Consider the following 18,169-nt stretch of genomic DNA (forward strand, 5'->3'; position numbering starts at 1 on the left):
GGATTGCTATAATCTCGCTACTCCTCGGAACCTTGTACGGAAGGGGGTTGGGGGGTGATGTCGGATAAACTTAGCTGACTTTCGGCCCGCTTTTTCCCTTCTATTGCTGCTCCGTAGTCTGGCTTATACCTAACTGCTTTATCGTAAGATGCGATCGCATCTTGATATCTTTTTAATTCTAACAGCCCATTACCTCTACTGTACCAAGCTTCATAATAGTCTGGCTTGACATAGACGGCTTCATTATAAGACGCGATCGCCTCTTCGTAGCGTTTCAAATTGTATAAAGCATTCCCTTTATTATACCACGCCTGATATTCTCTTGACTGTAAATCTAGCACTTTATTATAAGCATCGATCGCATCTTCATAACGCCGCAATTGGTGCAGCGACCAGCCTAAATTATACCAAGCTTGGTAGTAATTTCCTTTTAATGTCACCGCCTGTTTATAAGCTTTTGCCGCATCTTCATATTGCCTTAACTTCATCAGCGCGATACCTCTACTGTACCAAGCTTGATAATAAGTAGGCTGAAAGCGCACGGCTTTTTCATAAGCTTCTACAGCTTCTTGATTTTTATTCAATTCTAGCTGAACATTCCCTAAATTATACCAAGCTTTAGAGTTATCCGACTTTAATTCTACGGCTTGTTTATAAGCATCAAAAGCGGGTTGATACTGTTTTAAATTCTGGTGTGCTATTCCCTTACTATACCAAGCATCATAGAAATTTGGCTGAGATTTAACAGCTTTCTCGTAAGAGGCGATCGCTTCTTCATAACGCTGTAAATTTAACAGTGCGTCCCCTTTTCCTTTCCAGGCTTCTGGATAGTCAGGCTGAATTTCCAAAGCTCGCTCGAAAGATGCGATCGCCTCTTGATATTTCTCTAATTTATCGAGAGTATAACCCCGATCTGTCCAGGCTTCTAAGTATTCAGGATTGAGTTGAATTGCTTTGTCGCAAGCTTCTCTAGATTCCTTATATTTCTTCAACTCATAGAGCGCCTTAGCCTTATCTTTCCAAACTTCAGCATAGTCTCCTTTGATCTTAATTGCTTGGTTATAAGCTGCGAGCGCTTCCTCATATCTATTTAAATTATAAAGAGTATTGCCTCTAGTGTGTAACTCAGTAGCATTCGCAGAATTGAAGATATTAACAAGATAAGCAGATGCAGCGATACCGAGGCCAATTAGCCCAATAATTAGACCGCTTTTTAAATAGAGATCGGCGCGTTTTTTTGTCGGCTTGGGCGAAGATGCAGGTAGAATTAATGGTGCAGTAGCACCAAGAGGAGTTTTCAATTCTTTAATAGCTTGCAAAGCTAGACCTGCATTAGCATAGCGTTGCCGAAAATCATAGCGCACCATTGTATCTAAGACTTTAGTAAATTCAGGGCTGACTGATACTTTTGTCTGCCAAATAATTTCTTCTGTATCGGGATCTGTTGGTAATTGATGGGGAACTTCCCCTGTAATTGCTTGAATTCCAATCATGCCAACTGCATAGATATCGCTGCTAGGTTTGGGATTGCCGTGAGCTTGTTCGCTAGGCATATAACCGGGAGTACCAATGCTCACACTCAAGCCATTATTTGTTTGAGAATTGATGATTTGAGTGGTGATTTCTTTGACAGCCCCAAAGTCAATTAAAAATAACTTTCCGTCGCTATCTCGCCGGATAATATTCTGGGGATTGACATCGCGGTGGATGACGTTTTGCTGGTGTACGAAGTCTAAAATTTCCAGAATTTCTTGCAATAGAGAAATGACTTCATCTTCGCTTAACCTTCCTTGGTTTAGGGAAGTTTTGGTTAATTCTTCGCTTAAATTATGACCTTCAATGAATTCTTGAACTAAATAAAAGTCTTGATTTTCTTCAAAGTAGGCAAAAAGTTGGGGAATGCGATCGCGATCGCCTAATTTATACAATACTTGCGCTTCGGTATCGAATAAACGTCTAGCTATTTGTAAAGTTGCGGGATCTGTAGCTTGAGGTTTAAGTTGCTTGACAACGCAGCGGTGATTACCTGGTAGCTGTTTGTCTTCAGCTAGGTAAGTTTGGGCAAATCCTCCGCCTCCCAAGTGGCGGATAATGTTGTAGCGGCTGCCGAGTGTGGTTCCCTGCATGAGATTTACCTAGTTAATCTTGTAGGGTGGGTGCTGTATTGGTATCAACTTAAGCTGAAAGACTGCCAGGGACTTAAGTCCCCGTCTAATAGCTTAAGTCCTTTGAAGAGGACTAATGAGTTTAAAAGTCCTAATTTATAGTCCTCTTTAGAGGACTTAAACTGTGAGGCGGGGGTTTTAACCCTTGCCAGACGGTCGGTTTAAGATTAAGTTGATACCAATGCAGCGCCCATCTTACCCTACATAATATTAAGTCAATTTTGAACTGCTTGCAAGATTTCATCATCGACTGAGAAATCAATCTCAGCTTTGTCACGTCCAGAGGTCAAATAATCATTCTGGAATGAATCTTTTAATCCTGAAACTAAGTCAAATTCTGGCTGCCAGTTGAGTTCACTCATGGCTTTATTCACTGAAGCAAAGAAGTGTTGCACGCGCATGGGGAAGGCTTTACGCTTGCCAAAATCAAATTTTTTGGGGTCGTAATGTACGATTTTTATATCGGTGGATTTACCAGCGGCGGCGGCGCAAGCGCGGGCTAAACCGTCAAAGGTAACGTAGCGATCGCCTGATACATTATAAATCTGCCCTATGGCTTTTTCATTGCCTAAGACAGCAGCCATTGCCTTAGCTAAATCTTGACAATGACCGAGTTGTGTGATGTGCATTCCATTGCCAGGAATGGGAATAGGGCGATCGCGCACAATCCGGTCAAAAAACCATGCTTCTAAATCGTTATAATTTTGCGGCCCATAAATATAAGTAGGGCGAATGGAAGTCCAAGGCAAACCAGCATCTTTGAGGTAGGTTTCTGTTTCGTATTTACCCAAATGGCGGCTCTTTGGATCGGTGGCATCACCTTCAATATGAGGTAATTGATCCGACTTTAAATAAACTCCCGCAGAACTCATGTAAACGAAGTGTTTAACTTGATTTTTAAATATCTCTGCTAGGGGTTGAGTGTCGCTTAGTTCGCGACCATTATTGTCAAAAATTGCATCAAATTTTTCTGATGATAATTTTTCTTTGAGTTGGGAAGCATCGGTGCGATCGCCATGAATTTGTTGTACTCCGTCAACGGGCGCGGGTTTTTTGCCGCGATTAAATAGTACCACTTCATGGCCTTGGGCTACTAAAATCTTAGTTAAATAAACGCCGATAAATCGAGTGCCACCCATCATTAAGATTCGCATTTTGTTTGATTCTCCTTATTGGTATATTGAGCTGGATTTTCCCAAGAAAGTCCGGCTGTGTGAGCTTCATCGCCAATAATTTTAACATCTCTAGGACTGATATCAATCTAGTTACATCGGAATTATAACAATACTGCGGACAGTTTTCTCAGGCGCGAGCCTAGCAAAGTCTGGAAGTTAGAGTTATTGGGCTTTGCCTTCAAAGAGCGCTGAAGCGCAACAATGTACCTTTGAACCAAATTCTGCCGATCGCAATCTCAAACTGTCCGAAGTATTGCTATAAATCATTACTAGCTTTTTGTGAGATAATTATACAGAATTTTAGACGAAGGAAACACACATTAGTTAGTTATTACTTGTTAGTTAGTTATTAAAGATTGTCGTATCCAGTAAAAGGGAGTTAGCAATGGCACGGGATGAAGCATATCGAAAAGCTGAACAGTGCATTGAAAAAGCACAGCAAGAGGGAGCAACAAAACTCGATCTTGGCTATATGGAATTGACAGAAGTGCCAGAGGCGATCGCAACTCTTACTCAGTTGCAAAGGCTTGACCTTGATTGCAACCAATTGACAAAAGTGCCAGAGGCGATCGCTTCCCTCTCCCAGTTGCAAATACTTAACCTCAGCAACAACAAATTGACAGAAGTGCCAGAGGCGATCGCTTCCCTCTCCCAGTTGCAAACGCTTAACCTTATCTACAACAAATTGACAGAAGTGCCAGAGGCGATCGCAACTCTTACTCAGTTGCAAAAGCTTTACCTCAGCAACAACCAATTGACACAAGTGCCAGAGGCGATCGCTTCCCTTTCCCAGTTGCAAACGCTTAACCTCAACTTCAACCAATTGACAGAAGTGCCAGAGGCGATCGCTTCCCTCTCCCAGTTACGAAGGCTTAACCTCAGCTACAACCAATTGACAGAAGTGCCAGAGACGATCGCTTCCCTCACCCAGTTGGAATGGCTTTACCTCAACAACAACCAATTGAGGAAAGTGCCAGAGGCGATCGCTTCTCTCACCCAGTTGCAAAGGCTTTCCCTCAGCGACAACGAATTGACAGCAGTGCCAGAGGCGATCGCTTCTCTCTCCCAGTTGCGCTCACTTAACCTCAGCAACAACCAATTGACAGAACTACCAGAGGCGATCGCTTCCCTCACTCAGTTGCAAGAGCTTTACCTCGTCGGCAACCAATTGACAGAACTACCAGAGGCGATCGCTTCCCTCACTCAGTTGCAAGAGCTTTACCTCGTCGGCAACGAATTGACAGCAGTGCCAGAGGCGATCGCTTCTCTCACCCAGTTGCAAAGGCTTTCCCTCAGCGACAACGAATTGACAGCAGTGCCAGAGGCGATCGCTTCTCTCACTCATTTGCAAGGGCTTGACCTCAGCTACAACCAATTGACACAAGTGCCAGAGGCGATCGCTTCTCTCTCCCAGTTGCAAGAGCTTTACCTTGATGACAACCCTCTAAACCCTGACCTCGCTGCTGCCTACGAACAAGGCATTGAAGCCGTTAAGGAATACTTGCTAGATATCTAGTGGAGAAACTAACAATTTTTCAGAGAAACCCGTTTTCTTTGCATGGGCGCGATCGCAAAGGGAGCTTTTTGCACAGATAATGTATAAACTAAATGAGTTTCAACTTCGATTACAAAAATTTTTGCTTCTGTCCTGTGTTGCGTTAGCGAAGCTTACCGTAGGCATCGCGTCCTTGCTCAAAAACTATTCGGAGTATTGAAGAGTGATGTCTAAAAAAGGCTACGCTACCCCTCAGCCCATAAATCCCAATAAGTATGAAGTCAATCCAATCGCCCCCCCTCCCAGCACTAACCACGCTGAATTAATCTTAAATTGGAACACTGCGATCGCGCTCAAAATTGCTACAATAATTGTTAACCAATCCACCAATGCAACTCGTCCCAGAGTATAAGTGACTCCTACCATTAACCCCAAAGACGCTGCATTCATGCCATCTAGAAATCCACTTGCCCAAGGAGATTGACGTAATTTAGGAACCCAAGGATTAACTACCCATACCAGTACAAAGGCTGGTAAAAAAATGCCGACAGTACCAGCGATCGCGCCTGCATTTCCAGCTAGTAAATATCCAATGAATGTGGCAGTAGTGAATACAGGCCCAGGTGTAATTTGCCCGATGGCAACGGCATCTAAAAGTTGCTGTGATGTCAGCCAATGATGGCGCTCGACTAAATCCTGTTGTAGAAATGCTAGCAATACATAACCGCTACCATAAAGCACGCATCCAATTTTAAGAAAGAAAAGAAAAACGCTCACCCAACTGACTGATGTTACTGCGGCTGTTGTATTGCTAACCTGGGCTATAAATCCTGAGAAAGGCAATAAAAATGCTCCGACTGTGCGTCCTCTGGATTGCCAATTTTTCACTAGCATAACAATAATACTAATTAAAATTAGCAGCAAAATTTCATTGATTCCAGCAAAATAACCTGCGATCGCAGCCACCCCTGCAATCGTTGTCGGCACGTCTTTAGCTGCCTTTTTACCCAGATTCCATACAGCCTGAAGTACGATCGCCACGATCGCAGGTTTAATGCCGTAAAGCAGCCATTCCACTTGGGGAACAGTCTGGTAGCGATCGTAAATTACTGCTATTACCCAAACAATGAGCATAGCAGGCAAAATAAAACAGCTTCCTGCAATTAGTAAACCACGCCACCCGGCTCGTTCGTAACCAATATGAATAGCTAATTCCGTCGAATTGGGGCCGGGAATTAAATTCGTAATTCCTAACAAATCTAAGAGTTTTTCGCGGCTCATCCACTGACGGCGATTTACTACCTCATTATCCATCATGGCGATGTGAGCCGCAGGGCCGCCAAAAGCGATCGTTCCTAGTCGCAAAAACACCGCTACCAGCTCCGTTAATCGCTGCTGTTGTTGTTGGGAATTCAAAGCCTTATAGGAAATCACTTCTCTTTGTTCGTGAACCTCTTTTTCTTCCGTCACAGTGATGCTCCTAAATCTGTTATAATCTTGACAAAACCAGTATATCGACTTTCGATGTTCCTGGTAGTTATGGTAAAATTAAAAATAAATATTTCTGATTCGTCTCAGAAGGATATATGCAAATTCCCCGCCTGCATCCTGATACAATTGAGGAAGTTAAACAAAGAGCTGACATAGTAGATGTCATTTCCACTCACGTTGTACTACGAAAAAGAGGCAAAGATTTCGTAGGTTTATGTCCATTTCACGATGAAAAGTCCCCTAGTTTTACTGTCAGCCCCAGCAAGCAAATGTTTTATTGTTTTGGGTGCGGTGCAGGGGGAAATGCGTTTAAATTCTTAATGGAATTAGGCAAGCGTTCTTTCAGCGATGTAGTGCTAGAATTAGCCAGACAACATCAGGTTCCTGTACAAACTTTGGAACCCGAACAGCGGCAAGAATTACAACGTCAAATTTCTTTACGAGAGCAGTTATATGAAATTTTGGCTTTAGCTTCTAGTTTTTACGAACACGCTTTGCGACAGTCGCAAGGACAAAAAGCGTTAGAATATCTACAAGTTGAGCGCAAGTTAAGCGAAGAAACTATCCAACAATTTCAGTTAGGATATGCGCCCTCTGGTTGGGAAGCTCTTTATAGCTATTTGGTGGAGCAGAAACATTATCCCTTGCAATTGGTAGAGCAAGCTGGATTAATTATACCACGAAAATCTGGAGGGAATGGTTATTATGATAGATTTCGCGATCGCCTGATGATTCCCATCTGCGATTTGCAAGGGCGAGTGATAGGTTTTGGGGGTAGAACTCTGACTGACGAACAGCCGAAATATCTTAACTCTCCCGAAACCGAATTGTTCGATAAAGGGAAAACTTTATATGCTTTGGATAAAGCTAAAACTGCTATTAGCAAACAAGATCGAGCCGTAGTAGTAGAGGGATATTTCGATGCTATTGCCCTCCACGCCGCCGGAATTGCTAATGCTGTCGCCTCCCTGGGTACAGCATTAAGCTTAGATCAAGTGCGGCAACTTTTGCGGTATACTGAATCTAAGCAAATTGTGCTTAACTTCGATGCAGATAAAGCAGGTACTCAGGCGGCGGAACGGGCAATTGGAGAAATAGAAAAACTTGCTTGTCGCGGAGAAGTACAACTGCGGATTTTGAATATTCCCGATGGCAAAGATGCAGATGAATACCTAAAAAGTTATTCGGCTGACAAGTATAGCGAATTGTTACTAAATGCACCTTTGTGGCTGGATTGGCAGATTCAAAATCTCCTGCTTAACTGCGATTTAAAGCAGGCCGACCAGTATGGCAAAGTTACTCAAGAAATGGTAAAGTTATTAACTAAAATTACCGATGATAATCAACTAGCTCATTATAATTACGAATGCGCTCAAATTCTCAGTAAAGGAGATTCAACAAGAGTAAAATTCTTGGCAGAAACTCTGCTAAATCAGGTGGTAAGTTATTGGGCAAAATTACTCAATCAGGATGAATCTTTAGCATTACCACCATTAATTAGAAATAAGCTCAAGGGAAGCAGGCAAGTTAGGTCGCGCCGCGCTGGAAGTGAGAATAAATCATCAATAGAAGCTTTGTCTCAGGCACGAGAGCGTAGCGTTTTAGAACAACCAGAGGCTTTTTTGTTGCGTATTTATATCCACTCTCCCGAACATCGTCAAGCTGTAATAGAAGCTATAGAAGCACGAGATTTACAATTTAGTCTGTCTCATCATCGATTTTTGTGGCTCCAACTTTTGAATTTAAAAATGTTGGATAAAACCTCTTTACAGGCAGACGCATCTGTGTTAATATCAAAATTACAAAATAATTATTTAGAATTCCCCACGCAACTACAGCAAATTTCTCACCTGTTTCATTTAGATGAACTTTCAGAGAAACACATTCTCCGACCTCCATTAGCTATTCGAGCTGCGATCGCTTATATTGAGCAAATTACTACTCAAAAGCGCCGCGTTGCGGCTTTGAATATGTGGGAAAAGACAGATGCAATTGCCCAGCGCGAACAGGCCGATAGATATTATCAACAATTTTGGGTAGAACAAGAATGGATTAAAGAATTAGAGCGGCTGCGCCGAGTTAATTTTTATGATTTAGTATCAGTTCCCTGGATAGTATAGGGTTTCTCAGGGTGCATAAGTCCTGTAATGGCTAATTACCCATCCTCCCCATCTCCCCTCCGATTAATTAAGTTGCTCCCCCATCTTTCCCTAGCCCCTAGCTATTTCTTACCTACGGATCTACCCAACGGTCATCTGATTTAATCAAATTAATCAACTCTTCTACACCTCGATCTTCAGGCACTCGCTTAATTTCTTCCCGACCGCGATAAAGAGAAATATAACCCGCCTGTTTCCCTACATAACCATAATCAGCATCAGCCATTTCCCCCGGCCCATTCACAATACAGCCCATTACTGCGATGTCCAAACCTGTGAGATGTTTAGTAGCTTCTCTCACTTTGTGCAGCACTTCTTCCAAATTAAACAATGTGCGACCGCAGGAAGGGCAAGCCACATATTCTACCATTGTTTTCCGCAATCCCAAGGCTTGCAAAATGCTGTAACAAACGGGAATTTCTTTCTCCGGGGCCTCCGTAAGTGAGACGCGAATCGTGTCGCCAAGGCCGTCAGCTAACAATGTAGCAATACCAGCAGTGGACTTAATCCGGCCGTATTCGCCATCGCCAGCTTCTGTAACGCCTAAATGTAGAGGATAATCCATGCCGTGCTCGTCCATCCTGCGGGCCATCAACCGATACGCAGCCAACATTACAGGCACTCGCGAGGCTTTCATAGAAATTACGATATTGCGAAAATCCAAAGATTCGCAAATTTTGATAAATTCTAAGGCGGATTCTACCATCCCTTCAGGGGTATCGCCATAGGTAAACAGCATCCGTTCGGCGAGGGAACCGTGATTAACCCCGATTCGCATCGCTTTGCCTTGGTCGCGGAGGGAAACTACCAGAGGCTCTAAGGTTTCGCGGATTTTTGCGCCAATTTCGTCAAATTCGTCTGGTGTGTACTCGCTTCTATCAGCTTTCGGCTTTTCAAATACATATAGTCCCGGATTAATTCTCACTTTGTCTACGTGCTTGGCCACTTCTAGGGCAATTTTCATGCCATTGTGGTGGACATCGGCTACGAGAGGTACTACTTGGTAGGTTGCGTGCAGTTTTTGCTTAATTTCGGCTAAGGCTTTAGCATGGGCCATGCTGGGAACGGTGACGCGGACGATTTCGCAGCCAATCTCGTGGAGGCGGCGGATTCCGGCTACTGAACCGTCGATATCGAGGGTATCTTCGTTAATCATCGACTGAACGACGATGGGGTAGCCACCGCCGATGGTGACGCTACCGACTTTGACCGGCCGGGTTTTGCGGCGGTGGATGGTGGTGTCAAAGGTGGGTTGGCTTGATGCGGGTTTGGTTGGGTTGGGTAAGGTTTGCATGGTATGCAGGGTAGATTTTTGTAGCGAAAATCTCTGATTTGTGTCTCCTGCTTTTTAGAGTGCCATAGAAGGGGGCCGTTTGGACGCAGGGATGGGAAGAAACAGAGGTAAGATTGCGATCGCAACTTTCTGAGTCCTGTTAGCCACGCAGTAATCTCATCTACTGATATTAACTTTTTATTTTGATTTACTGTTGCAATTCGATGCCCAATTCTGAAAAGTATTGCTACAATTCTGATATTGGATATCACTTTGTTACACCCAACCTCCGGCTACAACTATTACTATTGCTAATTATTTTAGGAGTGCAAAATCATGGGAATTGAGCGGAAAATGTGGCGAGGAATGTTTGCCCCTGGTGAAGTAGTTCAACTCAAACAGCCCTGTTTTACACCGGGACGATTGTTTGAACCAGGGAGATATATTGTTGGAGATTTACCAGATACTGCTTTTGACATGGGTTTAGTAGAACAATTACCACCCGTTAAAGGCAAGAGTGCTGAAATTAGGAATAGCGTACCTTCGCCAGAAAATGAGGGATCTTAAAATTCACTCATTCAACTTTGTAACGCCGTCGTCCCGGCGGTTGTTTCACTACCCAGAGGGCGGCGTTACCAGCAATGTTAATTAACCATTCTGATTAATTTGTGCGATCAACTCTTTTAAGACTTCCTCTGCTTTGTCATTATCTATCTGACAAGTCCCTGCATTCTGATGTCCGCCGCCGCCGTATTTCAACATTAACTCCCCTATATTTGTCTGAGAAGTTTTGTTAAAAATTGACTTACCAACTGCAAAAACTGTATTTTGTTGCTTCAGTCCCCAAAGTACATGAATCGAGATATTGCATTCTGGGAACAAAGCATAAATTGTAAATCTGTTGCCCGCATAAATTACCTCTTCATTCCGTAAATCTAAGACGACCAAATTCTGATAAGCCTTTGCACATCGCGGGATTTGATCTTTAAACTTCTCTTCTTGCTCAAAGTAAAGGTCAACTCTCTCCTTCACATCTGGCAATTGCAATATTTCCTGAATAGAATGAGCTTTGCAGTAATCTATCAACTGCATCATTAACTGATAATTCGAGATTCTAAACTCCCGAAATCTCCCCAACCCCGTCCTCGCATCCATCAAGAAATTTAACAACACCCAATTTTCAGGATGCAAAACTTCTTCTTGGGAAAATTGGGCAGAATCGGATTTATCAACTGCCTCCATCATCGCTTCAGAAATCTCAGTAAACTTTTCTTTTCCGCCATAATAGCTATACAATACTCTCGCCGCCGATGGTGCATCTGGATCGATAATGTGGTTATCTTGAATGTCGTGATTTCTGATAGTTTCGCTGAGGTGGTGGTCGAAGGCTAAATAAACTCCTTCGATGTATGGTAAATTTGTGGTAATATCATTACTTGTCACTTCAATTTTTCCATCCTGCATATCTTTAGGATGAACAAACTTAATTTCGTTAATCATGTCCAGTTCTTTTAAGAGAACGGCACAGACAAGACCATCAAAATCGCTGCGGGTGACTAACCTGTATTTTTTAGGGCTTCGCATAAGTTTCTCAGATGAGGGGGAAGTTAACATCAGATAATATAACGTATTTCCCGGACTTTTCCACTATGCCTTCTGACGCTTACGCTTGGATAGACAATTCTCTGGCTACTATTCACCGAGCTGAATGGTATCGCTCGGTGCAAACGATTCATGGTCGCCCCGGTGCTACAATTTTGCTAGAAGGTCGCGAACTTGTCAACTTTGCCAGCAATGATTATCTGGGATTGGCGGGTGATGAAAGGCTAATTCAAGCAGCAATTTCTGCTGTTAAAGAATTGGGAACGGGGAGTTCTGGTTCGCGATTGCTGAGTGGACATCGCCAGTTACATAGAGATTTAGAATTGGCGATTGCATCTTTTAAACAAACGGAAGATGCAATTGTATTTAGTTCGGGTTATCTTGCTAACTTAGGTGCGATCGCATCTCTTGTAAATAAGCGGGATTTGATTTTATCGGATCGCTACAATCATTCTAGCCTTAAAAACGGCGCGATCCTCAGCGGCGCGACTGTATTAGAGTACAATCATTGCGATCTTGAGGATTTAAGAACAAAGTTGGAGGAACGCACTCGTTACCGCCGCTGTTTAATTATTACCGATACTGTTTTCAGCATGGACGGTGATTTATGTCCTTTACCACAATTATTGGCAATAGCTGAAGAATTTAGCTGTATGCTATTAGTAGATGAGGCGCACGCTACAGGTGTTTTTGGTGATAATGGTGCGGGTTGCGTCGAGCATTTCGGTTGTACTGGAAAACCATTAATTCAGGTTGGAACTCTCAGTAAAGCTTTAGGAAGTTTAGGCGGATATGTCGCTGGTTCTAGCTCGTTAATTGACTTTCTCCGTAATCGAGCACCTACTTGGATTTATACTACAGGATTGACACCAGCAGACACGGCTGCTGCTTTAAAAGCTGTAAATATTGTCCGCGCAGAACCACAATTACGCCACAAATTATGGGAAAATGTGGAAACTCTTAAAACCTTGCTCGATCGGCAGATTCCTAACTGGAAAAATACAGATAAAAATCACACCGACTGGAATCTTCACCCCAATTTAGAAAGCGAAAGCAAAGAAAATTACCAATCAGCAATTACCCATTCATATTCCCCAATTTTTTGCTTTTTATTAAAAGATGTAGCTCAAGCTTTAGGAGTAGGAACGCAATTGAAAGAACAGGGAATTTTCGCACCCGCAATTCGACCTCCAACTGTTAATTCTAGTCGCATTCGCGTCTCCCTGATGGCAACTCATAAGTCAGTACATATTGAAAAGTTGGTTGAAGCTTTGAGGGTATCCCATTTTTGAAAAGATATAACCCTCTAGCCAAGCGCGGTTTCATTCTCGGAAAAACCGCGATTTTGTAGGGTAGTACCCCATAGGTGTCAACTTAGGTTCAAACCCTTAGTCCGACAGGGGTTAAAACCCCTGTCTCAAAGATCAAGTCCTCTGAAGAGGACTAATGAATTTAACAATTTTCTTTAGTCCTCTTCAGAGGACTTTAGCTATTAGACGGGGGTTTTAACCCCTGGCGGGCTTTCGGCTTAAGTTGACACCAATGGTAGTTCCCCGTGCCTACCCCCTCACCAACTCCTGCCTCCTGCCTCAATACTACTTACCTACCAACTGGCGAAACTTTTTCTTGAACTTATTCTTATAAACATAAAAAGTCCGCTGTAAATCCTCAGTTGTTAAAGCCATCTCCGCCTCTAAACCAGTCCTTCCCCAAGCATCCTCCTGGCACTTACGCCGACAGAAATTCATCGGTTCCGAGTAAACTTCAGAAGTAGAAAGAGTAGGCTTCGGCCCACACCAGTGAATCACAGTCGCGGCAGCATCACCTCCGGGCCCCGCCGCCTCAATTGGGAACCTTTTTCTCAGTAAATTCTGGTCAAAATCGGGCACTAACAATTGCATATCTACATTCTGCACCCGCGCTCTACCTTCCTGAGCCGCACGCGAAATCATAAAGTTCAAAAATCCCATCTCTCCATACTTAAATATCCCTGGATACTGAGCAATGAAATCCAAAATTTCTACATACTCATCCAAGCTGAAAATCCCCCGCTTAGCAAAGAAAGTACCCGTGCAGAAATAGCGAGAGCGGTAATCTTGCCAGTGAAAATCTGGAAAATGCTTCTCAATCCCCGGAACATCAAAGAAAAACTTAGAAATATCTGCATCTGAGTAATTGGCCTCAGTCTGGTCAATAACAAAATCAAAATTATTAAAATCGGCAAACTGAAGAATATCTCCCCAGACAATTGTATCGGCATCTAACACCAGAAAATTTGACCAAGGGCTTTCCCAAAATGCAATCATTTTAGTTTTTCCCCAGCCAAAACTTCTCTTCCTCAGAAGTTCGCTCGATACGTTATCGTGATTGATAACACGCACTCCATAGGACTTTTCTAGTGGGGCCACTGAAAACGAGCCATCAATCAGCAAACAAATCGGAACATCCCCCAAGAAATACCGGATGCTGGCACAGCAACCTTTAGCAAAAAGATAATCTTGGTCGCAACAGGCGATGATAATGCCAAAGTCTTCCATATATACCTCACGATTTTACTAATTTCCAAAACAATATTTTCTGGGTTTCCCCCAAGTCAACAGCCTCGATCTTATACTTACCTTCTTGCTCAAGTCCAGAGCGCAGTTTGTCAGGGTTTCCGTATATAAACACATCGCTAAAAGCGCTGACGATTTTAGCAGTTGTTTGTTCCTCTCCTAATTTAATTTTACGTGGTATTGAGGAATTTAGGTGAAACAATTGCATACTCACTTTGGGCGCGAATAAATAACTCATTGATAGTATTTGACCGACAGAAATATTAGATGTATCGCTAAGCACAAGGGGTTTTTGGGTTTCATTAACTATGCGAGCTATTTGGGGATTTTGTCTGCCTGATTCCTTATTCCACCAATTATCAGCTTGCAAGCTGAGTGCAGAGGATACCAAGCCGCTCCCTAGCAGTAGAATAGTAATTGCTCTCCACACTTGCAGTTTCCAGTCTTTTGTAGATGGCATGGTAATTTTAGTTACCAACAGGTAAGCAACAGCGATTTCAATCCCCATGTAAGTCGGAAACAAATATCGGCTCTTAGTTGATATTATACTTTGCTCTATTATATCTACTAGCATTACTGGTAGAGCGCAAGCCCCAATCAATATCACTACAAATAGCCAAGCTCGTTTTGGAGTCTGACGGCATAGGAAATAAATTCCATATCCCACCATAATTAATAAAATAAAAGTTGCTACCGTTAACGGAATTAAATATAATAAAGGAGATTTAGATGTTAGACCAAAATCTATAAAAACGCGACCGATATTACCCGCCCAATTCTTCACTAAAAACAGCCTTTCTGTATCTAATTCTGACCAACCAGTTGCCACTGAAGCAGCCAATTTATTACGAATTAAAGTGACTAGCCAGGGAAGGAAAGTAATTAAAGCGATAACAGATGATAGTATCCAAGCTAATACTCTCTTAGTGAGGCGAAAGTTAGCTTGAATAAATACATAAATGCCATGACCGAGGGCGACTAACCCTGTAAATAAGTGAGTGTAAAGTCCTAGAGCTAAACTTATTCCATAGATACTCCAACTGAGCCAATTTTGAAGCCGTAAAGCTCGTAGGAGTGAAGCACTGGATAGCAAAATTATTACTGCCCACAAACTATAGGGACGTGCTTCTTGAGCGTAGAGCAAATGGAAGGGAGAAACGGCTACTAATCCAACTGCAAGCCATGCCACTTTCGGGGCTGAAAATAATTCTTGACACAACCAATAGATGCCAGGAAAAGCAAGTAGGCTAATTAAAGCTGAGAAACTTCTTGTACTGGTGGGAGAGCTACCGAATATTTGTACCCAAAATCGGGTAATTATAAAATATAGCGGGGGGAGTTGAGGTTCTTCTACTGCTAGACCTCTAATTGTATCTGCGAGGTTTTTTTCAGAATTAGGTTGCTGATATTGCATTAAATCTTTAGCAGGAATTACGCGACCGCTAGCTACTTGGCTCAATACTTCTACTTCTGTGTAGCCAGATACTCGCAGAGAAGTAAAAACTTCATCGTACCAATAAAATTTATTGCCAAGATTAGTAAACCGAAAACATATTCCTATTACCAATAAAACAATGATGAAAAACTGCAATTGGCTTTTCATAATTATTAGAAAACATAACTATGAAAAAGTATAACACAAATAATCTTGGTTGTCCCTTCCAGTATAGAAAGTTCTAAGTTGTCCTCAAAAACCGCAGATTGGTGCAGAAAGCCAAACCGATTGTTGCCGATCTTGTCTAAATCTAGCTCACATTGACTTCTAGCGCGATCGCCCCCATCCCTTCATCCTACTTTTAGATCGAGCATTGGCCTCCAATCTTCCAGAATCCTAGCAGGTGCAGACAGTAAAGGAACGCTAACCTCGATTCAGATCGTTGACTTAAAATAAAATTATGTTAAAATACCCAGTTATGAGTCAGGGCATCTGTGCAGAAGTCTAAAAATAGGCGATCGCACTAGCGAGTAGGAGTCACGCAACGCACAGGGGGGCAAGCAAAACGCGGCTGGTACTCAAAATAAAACCCTGTCAATTGGTGGGAATTAAATTTTCTCCCTTCCTCCCCCAAAAATGGAGAAAATTACCCTTAAGTTGCTGTCAGCTTTAAGCTCAGGTTAAAAAGCTTGACACCGTTACCTTCCAGGCAGTAAAAGAATATTGTCAATCAAGTAAGAAATCAAGACAACCTAGCAGTTGGAACTTGATTCTAAATTTAGATGTTGAGTGTGAGGGCGTGAGGAATAATGAATAAAACTTTTTGGAATCTATTACTAGCATCTCCAGCCATGTTGGGGATGTCTTCAATCATCTGTGCCGCTGCGATCGCGCAAGAAGCGCCCACAACCCCTGAAACCACCCAGGTAGCGACAGCTCAGGCTTCCGATCTCGCTGTTGCTGAATCAATTGCCATCCCAGAAACGCTGACCCTAAACACCAGCGCTTCCCCAGCAGAGGAAATTGCAGCAGTTACCCCCCTAGAGACTAAGAACGAAGCACCAACAGAGTCAAGCAGTAACGCCCAGATTCTTGGGAGTGACATCAAATTAATTCCAGATGCGGCTACCACTGCGCCAGCATCCGAGCTCTCACTTCAAACTACCCCGCTCCAGACGGCTCCGGCAACTTCAGCCCCCACCGCCTTCCCCGAACCAATAGCTCAAGTCCCCGCTGCTGCGCCAACTTCTACCATGGGCGGGCCCATCCTACCAGCATCGCCCTCAATGCAGCCCAGCGGTCAAGCATCTGGGTCATCAAGCGGTATGGCTCAGGTGACATCTGTTTCCCAGTTATCTGACGTGCAGCCTACAGACTGGGCATTCCAAGCCTTGCAATCCCTAGTCGAGCGCTACGGTTGTATCGCAGGTTATCCCGACGGCACATTTCGAGGCAACCGAGCATTAACTCGTTACGAATTTGCCGCAGGTTTGAACGCTTGCTTAGACCAGATTACCCGGCTAATAGGTGGAGCTACTGGTAACTTTGTCACCAAAGAAGACTTAGCCATACTGCAACGTCTGCAAGAAGAATTTGCCGCTGAACTGGCTACCTTACGCGGACGGGTGGACGCACTAGAAGCACGGACAACTGAACTCGAAGCCAATCAGTTCTCCACCACCACCAAGCTGAGCGGAGAAGCGATCTTTGCCGTCAGCGATAGCTACGCGGGAGATATTTCTCTCAATGACGACGACGATGACGATAACGATGACAGCACCAGCACTAACCTGGGCTATCGGGTGCGGCTCAACCTCAACACCAGCTTTACTGGTCGAGACTTATTGAGAACCCGCTTGCAAGCCAGGAACGTTGCCCGATACGATCGCCCCGGAGCGAACAATACCAACATGGCCCGCTTAGGCTTTGACGGTGACGATGGCAACAACTTTACACTCGACCAAGCGTGGTATCGTTTCCCCGCAGGTCGCGCTACAGTCTGGTTTGGCCCGAAAGGACTCTCCATCGACGACATTGCCGAAACGATCACGCCCTTCAACAGTAGCGGTAGCGCTTCTGTTTCCCGATTTGGACAGCGCAACCCCGCCGTGTACAGAGGCCCTGAAGGCGCTGGTGTGGGTATCAATTACGCTTTCAGCAGGAACTTCCGAGCCCAGATAGCCTACCTAGCTAATGATGTGGATGCTCCTAACCCCCAAGAAGGTCGGGGAGTTTTCACTGGTTCCTACACTGCGCTTGGTCAGCTAGCCTTCTCTCTGGGGTCAGGGTTGGACGTGGGCCTGACTTACGCCCATAAATACTTCCGAAGTGGCAGTGTCGGTGTTGGTGGCGGTACGGGTAGTAACTTAGCTGAACAGCCTTTTGGAAGCGGCGCTACCTCCTCAGATAACTTTGGCGCTCAATTTAATTGGAAACCCAGTACGCGCTTTAATCTGGGCGGTTGGTTCGGCTACACCCGTGCTAACCAAGAAAGAGGAGGCAACGATGAAGCCACAATTATGAACGCGGCTATTACTCTAGCATTCCCAGATTTAGGTCGGCGAGGCAACCTATTAGGTTTCGTCGTGGGCGTACCGCCAAAAGTTACGGATAGCGACGACCGAGAAGATGATGAAACTTCCTTGCACATTGAGGGTTTCTATCGTTTCCAAGTAAATGATTTTATCTCAATTACTCCCGGTGTTTTTGTGATTACTAATCCGAATCACAGTGAGGACAGTGACACAATTTTCGTAGGTGTTTTGCGGACTACCTTTAGTTTCTAGGTATCAGCAGTATCTAAACGTCGAGAATGTTTA

General features: G+C 43.7%; 12 protein-coding genes. 5 read left to right on the forward strand and 7 right to left on the reverse strand.

The window, feature by feature from the left end; translation table 11 throughout:
• Positions 1–17: 17 nt before the first annotated feature.
• Together OSCIL6407_RS0117550 and OSCIL6407_RS0117555 are read right to left on the reverse strand one after the other, a co-directional pair.
• A complete protein-coding gene (locus OSCIL6407_RS0117550) occupies positions 18–2,126 on the reverse strand; it encodes a serine/threonine-protein kinase (RefSeq protein WP_007357034.1) in 2,109 nt (702 codons plus the stop codon).
• A 254-nt stretch (positions 2,127–2,380) separates the two neighbouring features.
• The gene (locus tag OSCIL6407_RS0117555; RefSeq protein WP_007357035.1) at positions 2,381–3,319 is read right to left on the reverse strand and encodes an NAD-dependent epimerase/dehydratase family protein; all 939 of its coding nucleotides are present in this window, start codon (positions 3,317–3,319) and stop codon (positions 2,381–2,383) included.
• A 406-nt stretch (positions 3,320–3,725) separates the two neighbouring features.
• Between OSCIL6407_RS0117555 and OSCIL6407_RS30870 the strand changes: the two genes are divergently transcribed.
• Complete coding sequence (locus tag OSCIL6407_RS30870) at positions 3,726–4,856, forward strand: leucine-rich repeat domain-containing protein (RefSeq protein WP_007357036.1); 1,131 nt, start codon at positions 3,726–3,728, stop codon at positions 4,854–4,856.
• A gap of 231 nt (positions 4,857–5,087) precedes the next feature.
• Here the strand turns inward: OSCIL6407_RS30870 and OSCIL6407_RS0117565 are convergent, their stop codons facing one another.
• A complete protein-coding gene (locus OSCIL6407_RS0117565; RefSeq protein ID WP_007357037.1) occupies positions 5,088–6,305 on the reverse strand; it encodes a chromate transporter in 1,218 nt (405 codons plus the stop codon).
• A gap of 116 nt (positions 6,306–6,421) precedes the next feature.
• On the opposite strand from OSCIL6407_RS0117565, the gene dnaG reads away from it, so the two are divergent.
• On the forward strand, positions 6,422–8,446 hold the full coding sequence (dnaG, locus tag OSCIL6407_RS0117570; RefSeq protein ID WP_007357038.1) for a DNA primase: 2,025 nt from the start codon (positions 6,422–6,424) through the stop codon (positions 8,444–8,446).
• Positions 8,447–8,558: 112 nt separating this feature from the next.
• Here the strand turns inward: dnaG and ispG are convergent, their stop codons facing one another.
• Positions 8,559–9,779, reverse strand: a complete 1,221-nt coding sequence (gene ispG / locus OSCIL6407_RS0117575; protein WP_007357039.1) for a (E)-4-hydroxy-3-methylbut-2-enyl-diphosphate synthase — start codon at positions 9,777–9,779, stop codon at positions 8,559–8,561.
• A 315-nt stretch (positions 9,780–10,094) separates the two neighbouring features.
• On the opposite strand from ispG, the gene OSCIL6407_RS0117580 reads away from it, so the two are divergent.
• Positions 10,095–10,325 (forward strand): hypothetical protein, encoded by a 231-nt coding sequence (locus OSCIL6407_RS0117580; protein WP_007357040.1) that lies wholly within the window; start codon positions 10,095–10,097, stop codon positions 10,323–10,325.
• An 81-nt stretch (positions 10,326–10,406) separates the two neighbouring features.
• Here the strand turns inward: OSCIL6407_RS0117580 and OSCIL6407_RS0117585 are convergent, their stop codons facing one another.
• The gene (locus tag OSCIL6407_RS0117585; RefSeq protein WP_007357041.1) at positions 10,407–11,342 is read right to left on the reverse strand and encodes a DHH family phosphoesterase; all 936 of its coding nucleotides are present in this window, start codon (positions 11,340–11,342) and stop codon (positions 10,407–10,409) included.
• Positions 11,343–11,407: 65 nt separating this feature from the next.
• On the opposite strand from OSCIL6407_RS0117585, the gene bioF reads away from it, so the two are divergent.
• Positions 11,408–12,652: an 8-amino-7-oxononanoate synthase gene (gene bioF, locus OSCIL6407_RS0117590; RefSeq protein ID WP_007357042.1), complete on the forward strand. Its 1,245-nt coding sequence runs from the start codon at positions 11,408–11,410 to the stop codon at positions 12,650–12,652.
• A gap of 303 nt (positions 12,653–12,955) precedes the next feature.
• Here the strand turns inward: bioF and OSCIL6407_RS0117595 are convergent, their stop codons facing one another.
• Positions 12,956–13,897 carry a hypothetical protein gene (locus OSCIL6407_RS0117595; protein WP_007357043.1) on the reverse strand — a complete coding sequence of 314 codons (942 nt, stop codon included), beginning with the start codon at positions 13,895–13,897 and terminating at the stop codon, positions 12,956–12,958.
• A 7-nt stretch (positions 13,898–13,904) separates the two neighbouring features.
• Positions 13,905–15,518, reverse strand: coding sequence for a glycosyltransferase family 39 protein (locus tag OSCIL6407_RS0117600; RefSeq protein ID WP_007357044.1), 1,614 nt, complete (start codon positions 15,516–15,518; stop codon positions 13,905–13,907).
• A 641-nt stretch (positions 15,519–16,159) separates the two neighbouring features.
• On the opposite strand from OSCIL6407_RS0117600, the gene OSCIL6407_RS0117605 reads away from it, so the two are divergent.
• Complete coding sequence (locus OSCIL6407_RS0117605) at positions 16,160–18,136, forward strand: iron uptake porin (protein ID WP_007357045.1); 1,977 nt, start codon at positions 16,160–16,162, stop codon at positions 18,134–18,136.
• Positions 18,137–18,169 lie beyond the last annotated feature (33 nt).

The organism is Kamptonema formosum PCC 6407, from assembly GCF_000332155.1.
Classification (GTDB): domain Bacteria; phylum Cyanobacteriota; class Cyanobacteriia; order Cyanobacteriales; family Microcoleaceae; genus Kamptonema; species Kamptonema formosum.